The sequence below is a fragment of the Streptomyces sp. JH34 genome, assembly GCF_029428875.1.
GTDB lineage: Bacteria > Actinomycetota > Actinomycetes > Streptomycetales > Streptomycetaceae > Streptomyces.
In genome coordinates, this window is sequence record NZ_JAJSOO010000001.1 from 6,370,786 (window position 1) to 6,385,222 (window position 14,437).

Below are 14,437 nucleotides of genomic sequence, written 5' to 3' on the forward strand. Positions count from 1 at the left end.
CCGGCGGTGGGGCCATTCGGCGGCAGCGGGCATGACGTGCGACGATGTGCGGCATGTCGCAGCCGCCCCCCGATCGGAGTAGCGCCCCGACGCGCCCTCGCCCCGACGCGTCCATGTCGCTGCTGACCACCGTGATGGAACACAGCCTCGACGAGGGATACGCCGAGGCCTCGGCACGTCGCCGGTCCGAGGGCAGCGAGGGCATGCCCCGCACGCTGAAGGCGAAACTGGGCCTTGCCGCGGGGCTCGTTCTGGCCGCTCTCGTGGTGACGCTCGGTGCCGCCGAGGCCCAGGTCGCCGCACCGGTCGTGGCCAAGGAACGCGAGGAGCTCATCGACCGCGTGAACGCCGAGACCTCGACGGCGGACACGCTCGAGGCCGACGTCGAGGAACTGCGCAAGGACGTGGGCGAGCGGCAGCGCAAGGCGCTCCAGAAGCACGGCGGGGACCAGGGGGGTCTGGTGGCGCTCCTCTCCGGGGCCACTCCCGTCCAGGGGCCGGGGATCAAGCTGGTCGTGGACGACGCCGAGGACACCGACCAGGGCGGGGGCGGACCCCGTGAGTCCACCGGCTTCGCCGACACCGGGCGCGTGCGCGACCGGGACATGCAGCGCGTGGTCAACGGCCTGTGGCAGTCGGGCGCCGAGGCGGTGGCCATCAACGGGCAGCGGCTCACGGCCCTCTCGGCGATCCGTGCGGCGGGCGACGCCATACTGGTCGACAACCGGCCGCTCGTGCCGCCGTACACAGTGCTCGCGGTGGGGGACGGGAAGAAGCTCGCTGCGGCCTTCCGTGACAGCGCGGACGGACAGTATCTTCAGGCGCTGCACGAGAGCTTCGACATCGGCACCAGCATCGCCGAACAGAAGAAGGTGCGCCTTCCGGCCGCGCCCAGCCTGATCGTACGTACAGCAGAGCCTCAGGCCGCAGACACGGGCAGTGGTGCGGCCGACACAGGGAAGGGCACATCGTGATCGCCGTACTGGGCCTCGTCGTGGGAGTCGTGGTCGGACTGTTGGTCCGGCCCGAAGTGCCGGCGGTGGTCGAGCCCTACCTGCCGATCGCCGTGGTGGCCGCGCTCGACGCCGTGTTCGGCGGTCTGCGGGCCATGCTCGACGGGATCTTCGTGGACAAGGTCTTCGTGGTGTCCTTCCTGTCGAACGTCGTGGTGGCCGCGCTGATCGTCTTCCTCGGCGACAAGCTCGGTGTGGGAGCCCAGCTGTCCACCGGTGTGGTGGTCGTGCTCGGCATCCGCATCTTCTCCAACGCCGCGGCCATCCGCCGGCACGTCTTCCGGGCGTGAGGCCGATGAGCAACGGACAGAACCCGAACGAGGACCGGCGCCACGGCGGTGCGCTGCCCCCCGAGGCGGCCGCACCCGCCCCGCCCCGCACGGCCGCGTCCGAGGAGGTCACCGGCCGTCAGCGGCTCCGGGCGGGCCTCTGGCCGCCCAGGGTGAGCCGTGCCCAACTGATCGTCGCCCTTCTGCTGTTCGTCCTCGGTCTGGGGCTGGCCATCCAGGTCAGGTCGAACAGTGACAACAGCGCCCTGCGCGGTGCCCGTCAGGAGGACCTGGTCCGCATCCTCGACGAACTGGACAACCGCACCGAGCGCCTCGAGGACGAGAAGCAGCGCCTCGACGCCCAGCGCACGGAGCTGGAGAACAGCTCCGACCAGGCCGAAGAGGCCCGGAAACAGACGCTCGAGAAGGAACGGCAGCTCGGTATCCTGGCGGGCACGGTCGCGGCGCACGGCCCCGGCATCACGCTGACCATCAGCGATCCGAGCGGGGCGGTGGAGGCCGACATGCTGCTCGACACGATCCAGGAGCTGCGCGCCGCGGGTGCCGAGGCGATCGAGATCAACGGTGTGCGGGTGGTGGCGAACACGTATTTCTCCGGTGACGGGGGAGAGTTGAGAGTGGACGGCCGGAAGATCGAGGCGCCGTACGAGTTCAAGGTCATCGGCAAGCCGCAGGACCTTGAACCGGCTCTGAACATCCCCGGTGGTGTGGTGCAGACGCTCGAGAAGGAGCAGGCCACGGCGGAGGTCGCGCGCGCCGACGACATCGTCGTGGACGCCTTGCGACCGGCGAAGCAGCCTGATTACGCTCGGTCGTCGTCACGGTGAGGCGTCGGCACGCGGTGCTCGAAGGACTCGGGCACCACGTTGCGGGGGGTCGGCGCAACGGATCGGTGACGCGTGGTGGAAACTGTCGAGTGGATACGGACGTTGTGAGGATGTCCGGGTCGGCAGGTGTGTTCATTCAGGGTTCGTCCTGCCCCACGGGCGGGTCTATTTCGGTCAAGGGGAAACGCCCGTGAAGTTGTTTGCGAAGTTGTTCGGAAAGAGCGCACGCGAGGACAGCAACAACGCTGCCCGTCATCGCGCTCCGCGCCAGGGTCAGGGCGCCGAGGAGCAGGGCTCGGAGCGCCCGCTCTTCCGCGACGAGGTCGCCGGTGGGTCCGGCGCGTCGTCCGTTGACCCCGGCGGTGCAGGGCGCATAGGTTTCGGGGAGTCATCGACCTCGAGTACGGGTGGAGGGTTCGCCCCCGCTCCGGAGGGCTCGTCCATGCCGGTCTGCACGAGGTGCGGGCATCGAAACGCCGAGGCCAGCCGGTTCTGCTCCAACTGCGGTGCGCCGCTGAGGGGCGGGGTCCCCGAGCGCGCCTCGGAGACGACCTCGACCATCTCGATCTCCGGTATCGAGGCGTACGAGGCCGAGGCGACGGGCCAGACCGCCCTGCCCTCGCTCTCCCCGGAGGCCCAGGCCGCGGTCGACGCCCTGCCGGCGGGTTCCGCGCTCCTGGTGGTCCGACGCGGCCCGAACTCGGGGAGCCGCTTCCTGCTGGACGGCGACCTGACCACGGCCGGCCGTCACCCGCAGAGCGACATCTTCCTCGACGACGTGACCGTGTCGCGGCGTCATGTGGAGTTCCACAGGAGTCCGGAAGGTAGTTTCACCGTGGGCGACGTCGGCAGTCTCAACGGCACCTACGTCAACCGTGAGCGCATCGATTCCGTCGCGCTGACCAACGGCGACGAAGTCCAGATCGGAAAGTACCGGCTGGTCTTCTACGCGAGCCAGCGGGGCGTGTGACCCTCCCCCGGACACCGTCCGGGGGGACCCCAGGAAGGTCCATGCTGCGAACATCGACAGGCGGTGCCGGTCACGGCACCGCCTCCGCGGGTCAGCGCGCGATGAGCATCGGCACGGTGCTCCTGCAGCTGCGCGACGAATTCCCCGAAGTCACCATCTCCAAGATCCGCTTCCTTGAGGCGGAAGGGCTCATCGAGCCACAACGCACGCCGTCGGGATACCGGAAGTTCAGTCCCGGCGACGTCGAGCGGCTGGCCCAGGTGCTGCGGATGCAGCGGGACCACTATCTGCCGCTCAAGGTCATCCGTGAGCACCTGGACGCCCTGGCCCGCGGTGAGAAGGCCGCACTGCCGTCAGGCGGCGGTCAGGGCGGGTCGGACGACCCGCTGCGGGACCAGGAGCCGGGGCAGGCCACCGCGTCCCGGATCGGACGTGCAGAGCTCCTGGCCGCCGCCGAGGCCAGCGAGGAGCAGCTCGACGAGTGGGAGTCGTACGGGCTGATCGTGGCCGCCTCCGGTGGCAGCTACGACGCGGAGGCGGTGACCGTGGCCCGCCTGGTGGCGGATCTGGGCAGATTCGGTCTGGAACCTCGGCATCTGCGGGCCGTCAAGGCGGCCGCCGAGCGTGAGGCCGGACTCGTCGAACAGGTGGTCGCTCCCCTGCGGCGGCACAGGAATCCGCAGACCAGAGCACATGCGGAGGCCACCGCGAGGGAGCTCGCGGACCTCTCCGTCCGGCTCCATGCCGCGCTCGTGCAGACGGCCCTCAAGGCCGGCTTCCACTGAGGTCGGAGGATCCCGACTATCCAAACATGGCGGGCACGTCCTAGGGTTGCTGTGTGAACGAGCTCGACGTTGTGGGTGTCCGGGTGGAAATGCCCTCCAACCAACCGATCGTGCTCCTGCGTGAAGTGGGAGGCGACCGGTACCTCCCTATCTGGATCGGCCCTGGGGAAGCGACCGCGATCGCCTTCGCCCAGCAAGGCATGGCTCCGGCCAGGCCGCTGACCCATGATCTCTTCAAGGACGTGCTCGAGGCCGTCGGCCAGGAGCTCACCGAGGTCCGCATCACGGACCTCAGGGAAGGGGTCTTCTACGCGGAGCTGGTCTTTGCCAGCGGGGTGGAGGTGAGCGCGCGTCCTTCCGACGCCATAGCGCTCGCCCTGCGCACCGGCACGCCGATCTACGGCAGTGACGGGGTGCTCGACGACGCGGGCATCGCCATCCCCGACGAGCAGGAGGACGAGGTGGAGAAGTTCCGCGAGTTCCTCGACCAGATCTCGCCGGAGGACTTCGGTACCAACAGCCAGTGACCGTCCGACGGGGGCGGTGTCAGCGCATCCGACAAGCCGTTCCCGGAATCCAGTCACGGGAAACCACCCTCAGGGTGATTATCACTCGGCGTGCCGAGTGTGGCGATCGTTGACGCACCCCTGGTGACTGCCTACCTTCGAGGTGGCAGGTCTAGGACGGAGGTCGGCGTGAGAAGTAGCGGCGACGGTACGGCTGCGGGTGGGCCGTACCGGCAGCACGGTGGTGCGGCCGACCACTCCATCAGACAGCCGGTTCAGCCGGCTGTGGTGGCAGCGGACGGTGTGGCAGGGACAGGGGACATCGGCTACCGGGGGCCGACAGCGTGTGCGGCTGCGGGGATCACCTACCGGCAGCTCGACTACTGGGCGCGCACGGGGCTCGTGGAGCCGAGCGTGCGTCCGGCGTACGGGTCGGGAACACAGCGCCTCTACAGCTTCCGGGACGTGGTGCTCCTCAAGATCGTGAAGCGGTTCCTGGACACGGGTGTCGCTCTGCAGAACATCCGCACCACTGTCCAGCACCTCAGGGCACGCGGGTTCACGGATCTCGAGCGGATGACCCTGATGAGTGACGGGGCGACGGTCTACGAGTGCTCATCGCCCGACGAGGTGGTCAGTCTGCTCCAGGGCGGCCAGGGGGTCTTCGGTATCGCTGTCGGTGTCGTCTGGAGGGATGTCGACGCGGCGCTGTCCCAGCTCCACGGGGAGCGTGTCGACACCGGGGAGACCCTGATCGGCCACAACCCCGCTGACGAACTGGCGCGGCGGCGCAATCGCGCGGGCTGAGCCGCCGGGGCGGGACGGCGCGGCGCGGGTGCCGGGCGGAGCGGTTGTCAGTGGCATAGGGCAGCATCGGTCCGTGTGAGAGCCGCGCCCACCATCCTGCATCTCGACATGGATGCCTTCTACGCCTCTGCGGAGCAGGCGGCGAAGCCGAGCCTGCGCGGCAAGCCGGTGGTGGTGGGCGGCCTGGGGATGCGCGGCGTGGTCGCCACCGCGTCGTACGAGGCGCGGCGCCTCGGTGTGCATTCGGCGATGCCCATGGCGCAGGCGAGGCGGCTCGCGCCCAACGCGGCGTACCTCGTCCCTCGGTTCGCCCTCTACCGGTCGGTGAGCGACCAGGTGATGGAGCTGCTCGGACGGATGTCACCGCTCGTCGAGCCGCTCAGTCTGGACGAGGCGTTCGTCGACCTCGAGGCAGGTGGGGTCGCGGACGACTCCGCGTCCGCCCGTGCGATCGGTGAGGAGCTGCGCACCGTGATCAGGGCCGTCACCGGACTCAGTGGTTCGGTCGGCCTCGCCGGCTCCAAGATGCTGGCCAAGATCGCGTCCGAGGAGGCGAAACCGGACGGACTGCTGCTGATCGAGCCGGGCACCGAGCGGGAGCTCCTGGCCCCCATGTCCGTGCGGACCCTCCCGGGCGTGGGCCCCGCCACCGGTGACCACCTCCGGCGCGCGGGCATGACCCTCGTCAGCCACCTGGCGGAGGCGGGGGAGGCGGAGCTCGTGCGGCTGCTGGGCAGGGCCCACGGCGTCGCGCTCCACCGCATGGCACTGGGCCACGACGACCGTCCCGTCGTCGCCGAGCGGGACGCCAAGTCCGTCTCGGTCGAGGACACCTTCGACGTGGACCTGCACGACCGCGTGCGGGTCAGGACGGAGGTGGAGCGGCTCGCGGCCCGATGCGTACGGCGACTGCGTGGCGCGGGACGCTCCGGGCGCACCGTCGTCCTCAAGGTGCGTCGCTACGACTTCTCGACGCTCACCAGGTCCGAGACACTGCGCGGCCCCACCGACGACCCCACGGTGGTCAGGGAGGCCGCCGCACGGCTTCTGGAGGCCGTCGACACGACCGGCGGCGTCCGGCTGCTCGGTGTCGGTGTCACGGGGCTGGCGGACTTCACGCAGGAGGACCTCTTCGCACAGGCCGCCGACGCGGAGCACGCCGCAGAGGAATCCGCGGCCGCCGGCACCGCCCCGGACGAACGGGACGGTGCCGCGGGGGAGGCGGCGGGCGCGGACGAGCGGGAGAGCGAGGAGCGACTGGCGTCCCGGCGCTGGCCGGCCGGACACGACGTACGGCACGACGTCCACGGGCACGGCTGGGTGCAGGGCAGCGGCGTCGGCCGTGTCACCGTGCGCTTCGAGGAACCGTGGACGCCGCCCGGACGGGTGCGCACGTTCCGCGTCGACGACCCGGCACTGCGGCCCGCCGACCCACTGCCCCTGGTGCGCGACCCGGAGGACTACTCCTCCTGGCCCGCCAGCCTGCCGAAGTCCCTGTCGGGACCCGCTTCGGCGGAGGGGGAGGAGTCCAGCCCGTAATGGCGGTAGAGCTGCAGTTCCTGCTCGGGGGACAGGTGGCGGCCCACGCCGAAGTCGGGCGCGTCCTTGATCAGGGTCCGGTCGAAGGGGATCAGAAGCGCGCCGTCGACGAATTCGCTCGGCTCCAGCGGGACGAACGCGTCCCTGGTGAAGAGGCCGGTCCGTACGGCGGCCCACTCGGGCACCCCGGTGGCGTCGTCGAGGTAGACCTCGTCCACCGTTCCGATCTTGGCACCTTGACGGTCGAAGGCCTTGCGGCCGATCAGGCTGCGCGGATCGATGTCGGTCTGCACGGTGCCTCCCACTGGTCACGACTGCATCGGGTGGTCGCGGCTGCTCCACAGGCTCTACGAAAGGCCACATCGTGGCCGTCGGCCACTCGAGACGGCCCGCGCCGACCCCGCTGGTAGGCTGGAACACGGCTGCTGACCCTGTGCGGGAGAGTCCTCCGGAGCGATCCGGGGGCGCCGAAGGAGCAACTCCTCCCCGGAATCTCTCAGGCCCCCGTACCGCACGGACGAGGTCACTCTGGAAAGCAGGACGGAATCCGTGCGGCACGTGCCGTGCTGGTCCCGCCCTCACCGACGGTGAAAACCGGCACGCCCCACGGCGCGCCGGTGAAGCTCTCAGGTCGAGATGACAGAGGGGGAGGCCGTTCGGGCAGCCACGCCGTGGCGCCCCTCGCAGGTCGTGGCAGACCAGGAGGCCTCCATCATGACCCCCCGTCGCACTCCGCTCTCCCAGCTGGAGCAGGGCATTCCGTTCGAGCAGCGCCACATCGGGCCCGATGCCGGGGCGCAGGCGAAGATGCTCGCCCAGGTCGGCTACGGCTCCCTCGACGAGCTCACCGCCGCCGCGGTTCCCGACGTGATCAAGAGCGCCGAGGCCCTGAACCTCCCCGAGGCGCGTACCGAGGCCGAGGTCCTGGCCGAGCTGCGCAGCCTCGCCGACCGCAACCAGGTGCTCGCACCGATGATCGGTCTCGGCTACTACGGCACCTTCACCCCGCCGGTGATCCTGCGCAACGTCATGGAGAACCCCGCCTGGTACACGGCGTACACGCCGTACCAGCCGGAGATCTCCCAGGGCCGCCTCGAGGCCCTCCTGAACTTCCAGACGATGGTCGCCGACCTCACCGGGCTGCCGACCTCGGGTGCCTCACTCCTCGACGAGGGCACGGCTGCCGCCGAGGCCATGGCCCTGGCACGACGGGTCGGCAAGGTGAAGGACGGCGTCTTCCTGGTCGACGCCGACACGCTGCCGCAGACCGTCGCGGTCATCGAGACCCGCGCCGAGCCGACCGGTGTCGAGGTCGTCGTCGCCGACCTCTCCGACGGCATCCCCACGGAGATCGCCGAGCGCGGCGTCTTCGGTGTGCTGCTCCAGTACCCGGGCGCCTCCGGTGCCGTGCGCGACATCAAGCCCGTCATCGAGCAGGCGCACGAGCTGGGCGCGATCGTGTCCGTCGCCGCCGACCTGCTGGCTCTGACCCTGCTCACCTCCCCGGGGGAACTGGGCGCGGACATCGCCGTGGGCACCACGCAGCGATTCGGTGTCCCCATGGGCTTCGGCGGGCCGCACGCCGGCTTCATGGCCGTACGGGAGAAGTTCGCCCGCAGCCTTCCCGGCCGCCTCGTCGGCGTGTCCGTCGACGCGGACGGTGACAAGGCCTACCGGCTGGCACTGCAGACCCGCGAGCAGCACATCCGCCGTGAGAAGGCGACCAGCAACATCTGCACCGCGCAGGTGCTGCTCGCCGTCATGGCCGGCATGTACGCGGTGTACCACGGCCCCGACGGGCTGCGGACGATCGCCCGGCGCACCCACCGGTTCGCCGCCATCCTGGCCGAGGGGCTGCGGGCCGCCGGGACCGAGGTCGTGCACGACGCGTACTTCGACACCCTGACCGTCCGCGCGCCCGGTGCGGCCGCGGGTGTGGTGGCCGCCGCACGTGAGCGCGGGGTGAACCTGCGTCTGGTCGACGCCGACCACGTGTCCGTCGCGTGTGACGAGACCACCACCCGCACCCGGATCGCCGCCGTCTGGGCCGCCTTCGGAGCCGGTGGCGACGTCGAGGCGCTCGACGGCGCGACCGCCGACGCGCTGCCCGAGGGCCTGTTGCGCACCGACGCGGTCCTCACCCACCCGGTCTTCCACCAGCACCGCTCCGAGACGGCCATGCTGCGGTACCTGCGCAAGCTCGCCGACCGCGACTACGCGCTGGACCGCGGCATGATCCCCCTGGGCTCCTGCACCATGAAGCTCAACGCGACCGCCGAGATGGAGTCGATCACCTGGCCCGAGTTCGGCGCGCTGCACCCCTTCGCGCCGGCCGAGCAGGCGCAGGGCTTCCTCACCCTCATCCGCGAGCTGGAGGAGCGTCTCGCCGAGGTCACCGGTTACGACGCCGTCTCCATCCAGCCCAACGCCGGCTCGCAGGGTGAGTTCGCCGGGCTGCTGGCCGTCCGCGCCTATCACCGGGCCAACGGGGAGCACGGGCGCACCGTCTGCCTGATCCCGTCCTCCGCGCACGGCACCAACGCCGCGAGCGCCGTCATGGCCGGCATGAAGGTCGTCGTGGTGAAGACCGCCGACGACGGCGAGGTCGACATAGAGGATCTCCGGGCCAAGATCGCGAAGCACCGTGACGAGCTCGCGGTCCTCATGATCACCTACCCCTCCACGCACGGTGTCTTCGAGGAGCACGTCGCCGACATCTGCGGAGAGGTGCACGACGCGGGCGGCCAGGTGTACGTGGACGGCGCCAACCTCAACGCGCTGGTCGGTCTCGCCAAGCCGGGCCACTTCGGTGGCGACGTGTCCCACCTGAACCTGCACAAGACCTTCTGCATCCCGCACGGCGGCGGCGGCCCCGGCGTCGGCCCGGTCGGGGTGCGCGCCCACCTGGCGCCGTACCTCCCCAACCACCCCCTCCAGCCCGCGGCGGGCCCGGAGACCGGTATCGGCCCGATCTCGGCCGCTCCGTGGGGCTCCGCGGGGATCCTGCCGATCTCCTGGGCGTACGTACGCCTGATGGGGGGCGAGGGGCTGAAGCGTGCGACGCAGGTCGCCGTACTCGCGGCCAACTACATCGCCAAGCGCCTCGAACCGCACTTCCCGGTCCTGTACAACGGCCCGGCCGGTCTGGTCGCGCACGAGTGCATCGTCGACCTGCGGCCCATCTCCAAGGCCACCGGCGTCAGCATCGACGACATCGCCAAGCGGCTCATCGACTACGGCTTCCACTCGCCGACCATGTCGTTCCCGGTGGCGGGAACCCTGATGATCGAGCCGACGGAGAGCGAGGACCTCGCCGAGCTCGACCGGTTCTGCGACACGATGATCGCCATTCGCGCCGAGATCGACAAGGTCGCCTCGGGGGAGTGGAGCGCCGACGACAACCCGCTGTGCAACGCCCCCCACACCGCCGCGGCACTCGGCGGGGAGTGGACCCACTCCTACAGCCGTCAGGAGGCGGTCTTCCCGGCAGGGGTCAGCCCGGCGGACAAGTACTGGCCGCCGGTGCGCAGGATCGACGGCGCGTTCGGTGACCGCAACCTGGTCTGCTCCTGCCCGCCTCTGGACGCGTACGACCAGTAGGGACGCGTAAGGCCAAGAGGCACGCGTACGGCCAAGAGGCACGCGGACACGTTTCGGGGCCGGTGCGGAGACTTTCTCCGGGCCGGCCCCTGTGCTTCGTCCGCCTGCGGTCAGGCGGCTTTCATCACCCGGCCGCTCCTCAGCGGACGGTGCGGGGCGATGATCTGACCGTCGGGGAGCAACTCGCCGGTGTCCTCGAAGAGCAGGACGCCGTTGCACAGCAGGCTCCAGCCCTGTTCCGGGTGGTGAGCCATCAGGCGGGCGGCTTCACGGTCGTTGGATTCAGCGGTCGGACAGGGTGGCTGGTGCTGGCACATGGATGTGTTCTTTCGCTGCGTCGATTCGAGTGTTCTGCGGCTGGACGAGATCTTCATGACCGTCCCCGTATCAGGTCGGTCCGGTCCCAGTGTTGCCCCGCGGGCGTCTTTCCGCAGGGATTTCGCGGCAGCTGCTCCTCTTCCTCCTCTGACGCGTCACCCGGCCGGACGGTTCAACGCAACTGCACTGTCCGTTCGGATGGTTCGGGGTGACCTGACCGGACTAGTCCGGACGGGTAAGGGCGCGCCCCCGCCGGTCATCTCGGCAGGGGCGCGTGGGCGACGGGCGGTCAGGCGGGCGATCCGAGGAGGCCGGGAAGCTCCGGAAGAGGTGCCGGGGTGACCCGCAGGGTCATGACCGGGAGCAGGTCCGCGACCCGGTGCGGACGGTAGGCCGTGATGCCCGGGGGAGCCGGGGCCAGCGGCACCAGCACGTCGGACGGTGCGAGCGTGCCGGCACCGGCGTCGGCCTCGACGTCGTGATGCAGCCACAGGGTGAACATGTAGAGCTCGGGTACCGACAGCAGGCGCGGCTGGTAGTGCGTCGCCGTCGACTCCGCCTGGCGCACGGCGAGTTCGGTGGAGACGATGTAAGGACCCTCGAAGAAGTGCGAGAAGGTCCAGCCATCGGCGGTGAGCATGGTGTCCGCTGCGGCGACGGCGCGCTCACCGCTGCGGACCAGGAAGCGCCAGCCGGCGAGGCGGGTACGCGGTGCGGCCTCGTTCGGCACGATCCGGTCCAGCACGTGGACGGGAAGCGGGAGTTCGGGACTCAGCGATCCCTGGACGGACCGGAGAGCGGGCGTGTGGGCCTCGCGGACTGCGGTGGGAGAACCGAGTGCCGCGAGAACGCTGCGCAGTGCGGGCGCTGGGGCCGGGGAAACATGCAGCGGCATGGTGGGTCGCCTCTCACTTCGGAGACACGGTGGTGCATGGGCGGGTGCAGACGGCGCTGTCGGCGTGCGGGGCCAGAGGAAGGCCGGTGACGGGCGGCCGAGCCGGTGCGTCAACTCTCTGCCTCGTGCGCAGAGTTTATACGACAAATGTTCACACTATGTTTCGACTACTCGGCCCGCGTATTGCGCGCAAGGCGGATTCGAGTCTTTGGATTGTGCCGTATCTGTGGATTCGAACCGCGCCCGACACCCGTCGCCAGGTACTTTCCCGATGCGGCGGTAGGCTGAAACGCATCGGTTTTCCCACTGCGCGACCCGGCGGTGCAACTGCATATGCCCCATGCCTTAGGAATGTGCCTCCGGCTCCGGTCACCAGACTACTGGGTGCTCGTCGGCCGTGGGGGCGTTACGGATCATCTCGTCGGGGCATTATCGATCGTGATACGAGCGGCCTGGGCCGCGGGCCGCCCACTCGAGGAGGGACCCTTCGATGGGCGAGAAGGTCGTGGCGGACGCGTTCGCCCCGTCCGATCGGCAGGCGTACCGCGAGAAGCTGACCCAGTGCCTGAACGGGCTGGAGAGGCTCCTGTCGGAGCGGAGGTTCGATCGCCCCAGGAATCTCATGGGGCTGGAGATCGAGCTGAATCTCGCGGGTTCGGACGGCATGCCGAGGATGCGGAATGCTGAGGTGCTCCAGCGCATCGCCAGCCGGGATTTCCAGACGGAGCTGGGGATGTTCAATCTGGAGGTGAACATTCTTCCCCACCGGCTGAGCGGCCGGGTATTCGATCAGCTGGCGGAGGAGCTGCGTACGGGGCTCGCCTATGCCCACCGGAAGGCCGCGGAGGTCGATGCCGGGATCGTGATGATCGGCATCCTGCCGACCCTCGGCCGGGAGGACGTGGTTTCGGCGAACCTGTCGGACGTCGACCGCTACATGCTCCTGAACGACCAAATGGCGGCTGCCCGCGGTGAGGAATTCGTGCTCGATATCGAGGGCGTCGAGCGGCTGGTCGCGACCTCCGCCTCGATCGCCCCCGAATCGGCCTGCACATCGGTCCAGTTGCACCTGCAGGTGACGCCGGACCGCTTCGCGGACGTCTGGAACGCCGCCCAGGCCATCGCGGCCGTGCAGATCGCCCTCGGGGCCAACTCGCCCTTCCTGTTCGGCAAGGAACTGTGGCGCGAGTCGAGGCCGCCGCTGTTCCAGCAGGCCACCGACGTGCGGCCGCCCGAGCTCCGGAACCAGGGGGTGCGCCCCAGGACCTGGTTCGGGGAGCGCTGGATCGGTTCGGCGTACGAGCTCTTCGAGGAGAACGTCCGCTACTACCCGCCCCTCCTGCCGATCTGCGACGAGGAGGATCCGCTGCGGGTCCTCGACGAGGGCGGCGTACCGTCACTCGCCGAACTCGTCCTGCACAACGGCACGGTCTACCGGTGGAACCGCCCGGTGTACGGGCTGGCGGACGGCGTCCCCCATCTGAGGGTCGAGAACCGGGTCCTGCCCGCCGGCCCCACGGTCGTCGACGTGATCGCCAACTCCGCCTTCTACTACGGACTGGTGCGCGCGCTCGCCGACGAGTCCCGGCCGGTGTGGTCGAAGCTGCCCTTCGAAGCCGCGGCCGAGAACTTCGACGCCGCCTGCCGCCACGGGATCGAAGCCGAGCTGCTCTGGCCGCGCCCCGGCCGCTCGGGCGGGGTGGCGAGGGTGCCGGCCGTGAAACTCGTACGTGACGAACTGCTGCCGCTCGCGGCCGCCGGGCTCGACGCCTGGAACATCGAACCCGCGGACCGTGACCGCTACCTCGGCGTCATCGAGGAGCGCTGCAGGCGCGGTGTGAACGGCGCGTCCTGGCAGGTCGACACCTACCACCGGGCCCTGGAGGCGGGCCTCGAACGGGAAGGCGCCCTCGCCGCCACCACCCGGCGCTACGGCGAGCTGATGCAGGCCGGGGAGCCGGTGCACACCTGGCCCGTCGGGTTCCCCGCCCCCTGAGGAGGACGCCGCCCCGTGTCCCGCCGCCCCTCTCACGTCGGGCAAGCTAGGACGACGCACGGCTGACGGCAGCCGTACAGGTGGAGGCGGGGCGCGTGGCTGAATCCATTCCTCACGAGGAGGTGTCCCGGCGGATCCTGCGGTCGGAGACGCTGCTCGTGCTGGCTCTCTCGCTCGGGGCCAGTGGGGTGTCCGCCTTGATCAGCTTCATCGGGTCGCTGACCAGACCCGGCGGTCTCAAGGACCAGGCGGCGACGCTGAACGGGTCGTACGCCCCCGGGCGGCCGTGGCTGGACCTGGCCTGGCAGCTGTTCGGCATCGCCTCGGCGCTGGTGCCGGTCGCGCTCGTGGCGCACCTGCTCATCCGCGAAGGCGCGGGTCTGCGGACCCTCGGCCTCGACCGCACCAGGCCGGGGCCGGATCTGGGCCGGGGCACCCTGATCGCGGCGGGGATCGGCAGCGCCGGGCTGGCCTTCTACCTGGTGGCGCGGGCGGCCGGGTTCAACCTGACCGTGGTCCCCGAGTCGCTGCCGGACGTGTGGTGGAAGCTCCCCGTGCTGATCCTCTCCGCGGTGCAGAACTCGCTCGTGGAGGAGGTCATCGTCGTCGGCTATCTGCTGCGACGGCTGGGGCAGCTGGGATGGACGCCGATGGCCGCCCTGGTGGCGAGTTCCGTCCTGCGGGGCTCCTACCACCTTTACCAGGGGATCGGTGGCTTCATAGGGAACATGGTCATGGGCGTGGTCTTCGTCCTGCTGTACAGGCGCTGGGGGCGGGTCGGGCCACTGGTCGTCGCGCACGCCCTGCTCGACATCGGGGCGTTCGTCGGATACGCGCTGCTCGCGGGGAAGGTGGGCTGGCTGCCCACCCCGTGAGCGGGCGGCCCGCGCA

General features: G+C 70.1%; 14 protein-coding genes and 1 riboswitch. Of the genes, 11 read left to right on the plus strand and 3 right to left on the minus strand.

Annotation, left to right across the window (positions count from 1 at the left end; genetic code table 11):
* Positions 1-53 precede the first annotated feature (53 nt).
* The 8 genes from LWJ43_RS28660 to LWJ43_RS28695 all read left to right on the plus strand — a co-directional run bounded on the left by LWJ43_RS28660 (position 54) and on the right by LWJ43_RS28695 (position 6,737).
* Complete coding sequence (locus tag LWJ43_RS28660; RefSeq protein WP_277335070.1) at positions 54-974, plus strand: DUF881 domain-containing protein; 921 nt, start codon at positions 54-56, stop codon at positions 972-974.
* Entirely contained in the window at positions 971-1,303 is a 333-nt protein-coding gene (locus LWJ43_RS28665; protein WP_003970459.1) for a small basic family protein, read from the plus strand. The genes LWJ43_RS28660 and LWJ43_RS28665 overlap by 4 nt, the downstream gene beginning before the upstream one ends.
* Positions 1,304-1,308: 5 nt before the next feature.
* Entirely contained in the window at positions 1,309-2,130 is an 822-nt protein-coding gene (locus LWJ43_RS28670; RefSeq protein WP_277335071.1) for a DUF881 domain-containing protein, read from the plus strand.
* A 190-nt stretch (positions 2,131-2,320) separates the two neighbouring features.
* Positions 2,321-3,100 (plus strand): FHA domain-containing protein, encoded by a 780-nt coding sequence (locus LWJ43_RS28675; protein ID WP_277335072.1) that lies wholly within the window; start codon positions 2,321-2,323, stop codon positions 3,098-3,100.
* A 41-nt stretch (positions 3,101-3,141) separates the two neighbouring features.
* Entirely contained in the window at positions 3,142-3,885 is a 744-nt protein-coding gene (gene ftsR / locus LWJ43_RS28680) for a transcriptional regulator FtsR (protein WP_277335073.1), read from the plus strand.
* A gap of 53 nt (positions 3,886-3,938) precedes the next feature.
* Complete coding sequence (locus LWJ43_RS28685; RefSeq protein WP_006123076.1) at positions 3,939-4,412, plus strand: bifunctional nuclease family protein; 474 nt, start codon at positions 3,939-3,941, stop codon at positions 4,410-4,412.
* Between the two features lie 168 nt (positions 4,413-4,580).
* A complete protein-coding gene (locus LWJ43_RS28690) occupies positions 4,581-5,198 on the plus strand; it encodes a MerR family transcriptional regulator (RefSeq protein WP_277335074.1) in 618 nt (205 codons plus the stop codon).
* Positions 5,199-5,273: 75 nt separating this feature from the next.
* Complete coding sequence (locus tag LWJ43_RS28695; protein WP_277335075.1) at positions 5,274-6,737, plus strand: DNA polymerase IV; 1,464 nt, start codon at positions 5,274-5,276, stop codon at positions 6,735-6,737.
* On the opposite strand, the gene LWJ43_RS28700 is transcribed toward LWJ43_RS28695, so the two are convergent.
* Positions 6,659-7,030, minus strand: a complete 372-nt coding sequence (locus LWJ43_RS28700) for a PRC-barrel domain-containing protein (protein ID WP_277335076.1) — start codon at positions 7,028-7,030, stop codon at positions 6,659-6,661. The genes LWJ43_RS28695 and LWJ43_RS28700 overlap by 79 nt on opposite strands.
* Positions 7,031-7,163: 133 nt before the next feature.
* A riboswitch (glycine riboswitch) is annotated at positions 7,164-7,259 on the plus strand.
* A 192-nt stretch (positions 7,260-7,451) separates the two neighbouring features.
* Between LWJ43_RS28700 and gcvP the strand changes: the two genes are divergently transcribed.
* A complete protein-coding gene (gene gcvP / locus LWJ43_RS28705; protein WP_277335077.1) occupies positions 7,452-10,337 on the plus strand; it encodes an aminomethyl-transferring glycine dehydrogenase in 2,886 nt (961 codons plus the stop codon).
* A 110-nt stretch (positions 10,338-10,447) separates the two neighbouring features.
* On the opposite strand, the gene LWJ43_RS28710 is transcribed toward gcvP, so the two are convergent.
* On the minus strand, positions 10,448-10,654 hold the full coding sequence (locus tag LWJ43_RS28710) for a DUF5999 family protein (protein ID WP_277335078.1): 207 nt from the start codon (positions 10,652-10,654) through the stop codon (positions 10,448-10,450).
* A gap of 290 nt (positions 10,655-10,944) precedes the next feature.
* Positions 10,945-11,550: a hypothetical protein gene (locus LWJ43_RS28715; RefSeq protein ID WP_277335079.1), complete on the minus strand. Its 606-nt coding sequence runs from the start codon at positions 11,548-11,550 to the stop codon at positions 10,945-10,947.
* Positions 11,551-12,040: 490 nt separating this feature from the next.
* On the opposite strand from LWJ43_RS28715, the gene LWJ43_RS28720 reads away from it, so the two are divergent.
* On the plus strand, positions 12,041-13,546 hold the full coding sequence (locus LWJ43_RS28720) for a glutamate-cysteine ligase family protein (protein WP_277335080.1): 1,506 nt from the start codon (positions 12,041-12,043) through the stop codon (positions 13,544-13,546).
* 95 nt (positions 13,547-13,641) lie between these two features.
* Positions 13,642-14,421 (plus strand): CPBP family intramembrane glutamic endopeptidase, encoded by a 780-nt coding sequence (locus LWJ43_RS28725; RefSeq protein ID WP_277335081.1) that lies wholly within the window; start codon positions 13,642-13,644, stop codon positions 14,419-14,421.
* Positions 14,422-14,437 lie beyond the last annotated feature (16 nt).

Coding starts and splice junctions, on each gene's coding strand:
- LWJ43_RS28660 (WP_277335070.1), top strand. CDS start 54: ATGTCGCAGCCGCCCCCCGATCGGAGTAGCGCCCCGACGCGCCCTCGC.
- LWJ43_RS28670 (WP_277335071.1), top strand. CDS start 1,309: ATGAGCAACGGACAGAACCCGAACGAGGACCGGCGCCACGGCGGTGCG.
- ftsR (WP_277335073.1), top strand. CDS start 3,142: ATGCTGCGAACATCGACAGGCGGTGCCGGTCACGGCACCGCCTCCGCG.
- gcvP (WP_277335077.1), top strand. CDS start 7,452: ATGACCCCCCGTCGCACTCCGCTCTCCCAGCTGGAGCAGGGCATTCCG.
- LWJ43_RS28710 (WP_277335078.1), bottom strand. CDS start 10,654: ATGTGCCAGCACCAGCCACCCTGTCCGACCGCTGAATCCAACGACCGT.
- LWJ43_RS28715 (WP_277335079.1), bottom strand. CDS start 11,550: ATGCCGCTGCATGTTTCCCCGGCCCCAGCGCCCGCACTGCGCAGCGTT.
- LWJ43_RS28720 (WP_277335080.1), top strand. CDS start 12,041: ATGGGCGAGAAGGTCGTGGCGGACGCGTTCGCCCCGTCCGATCGGCAG.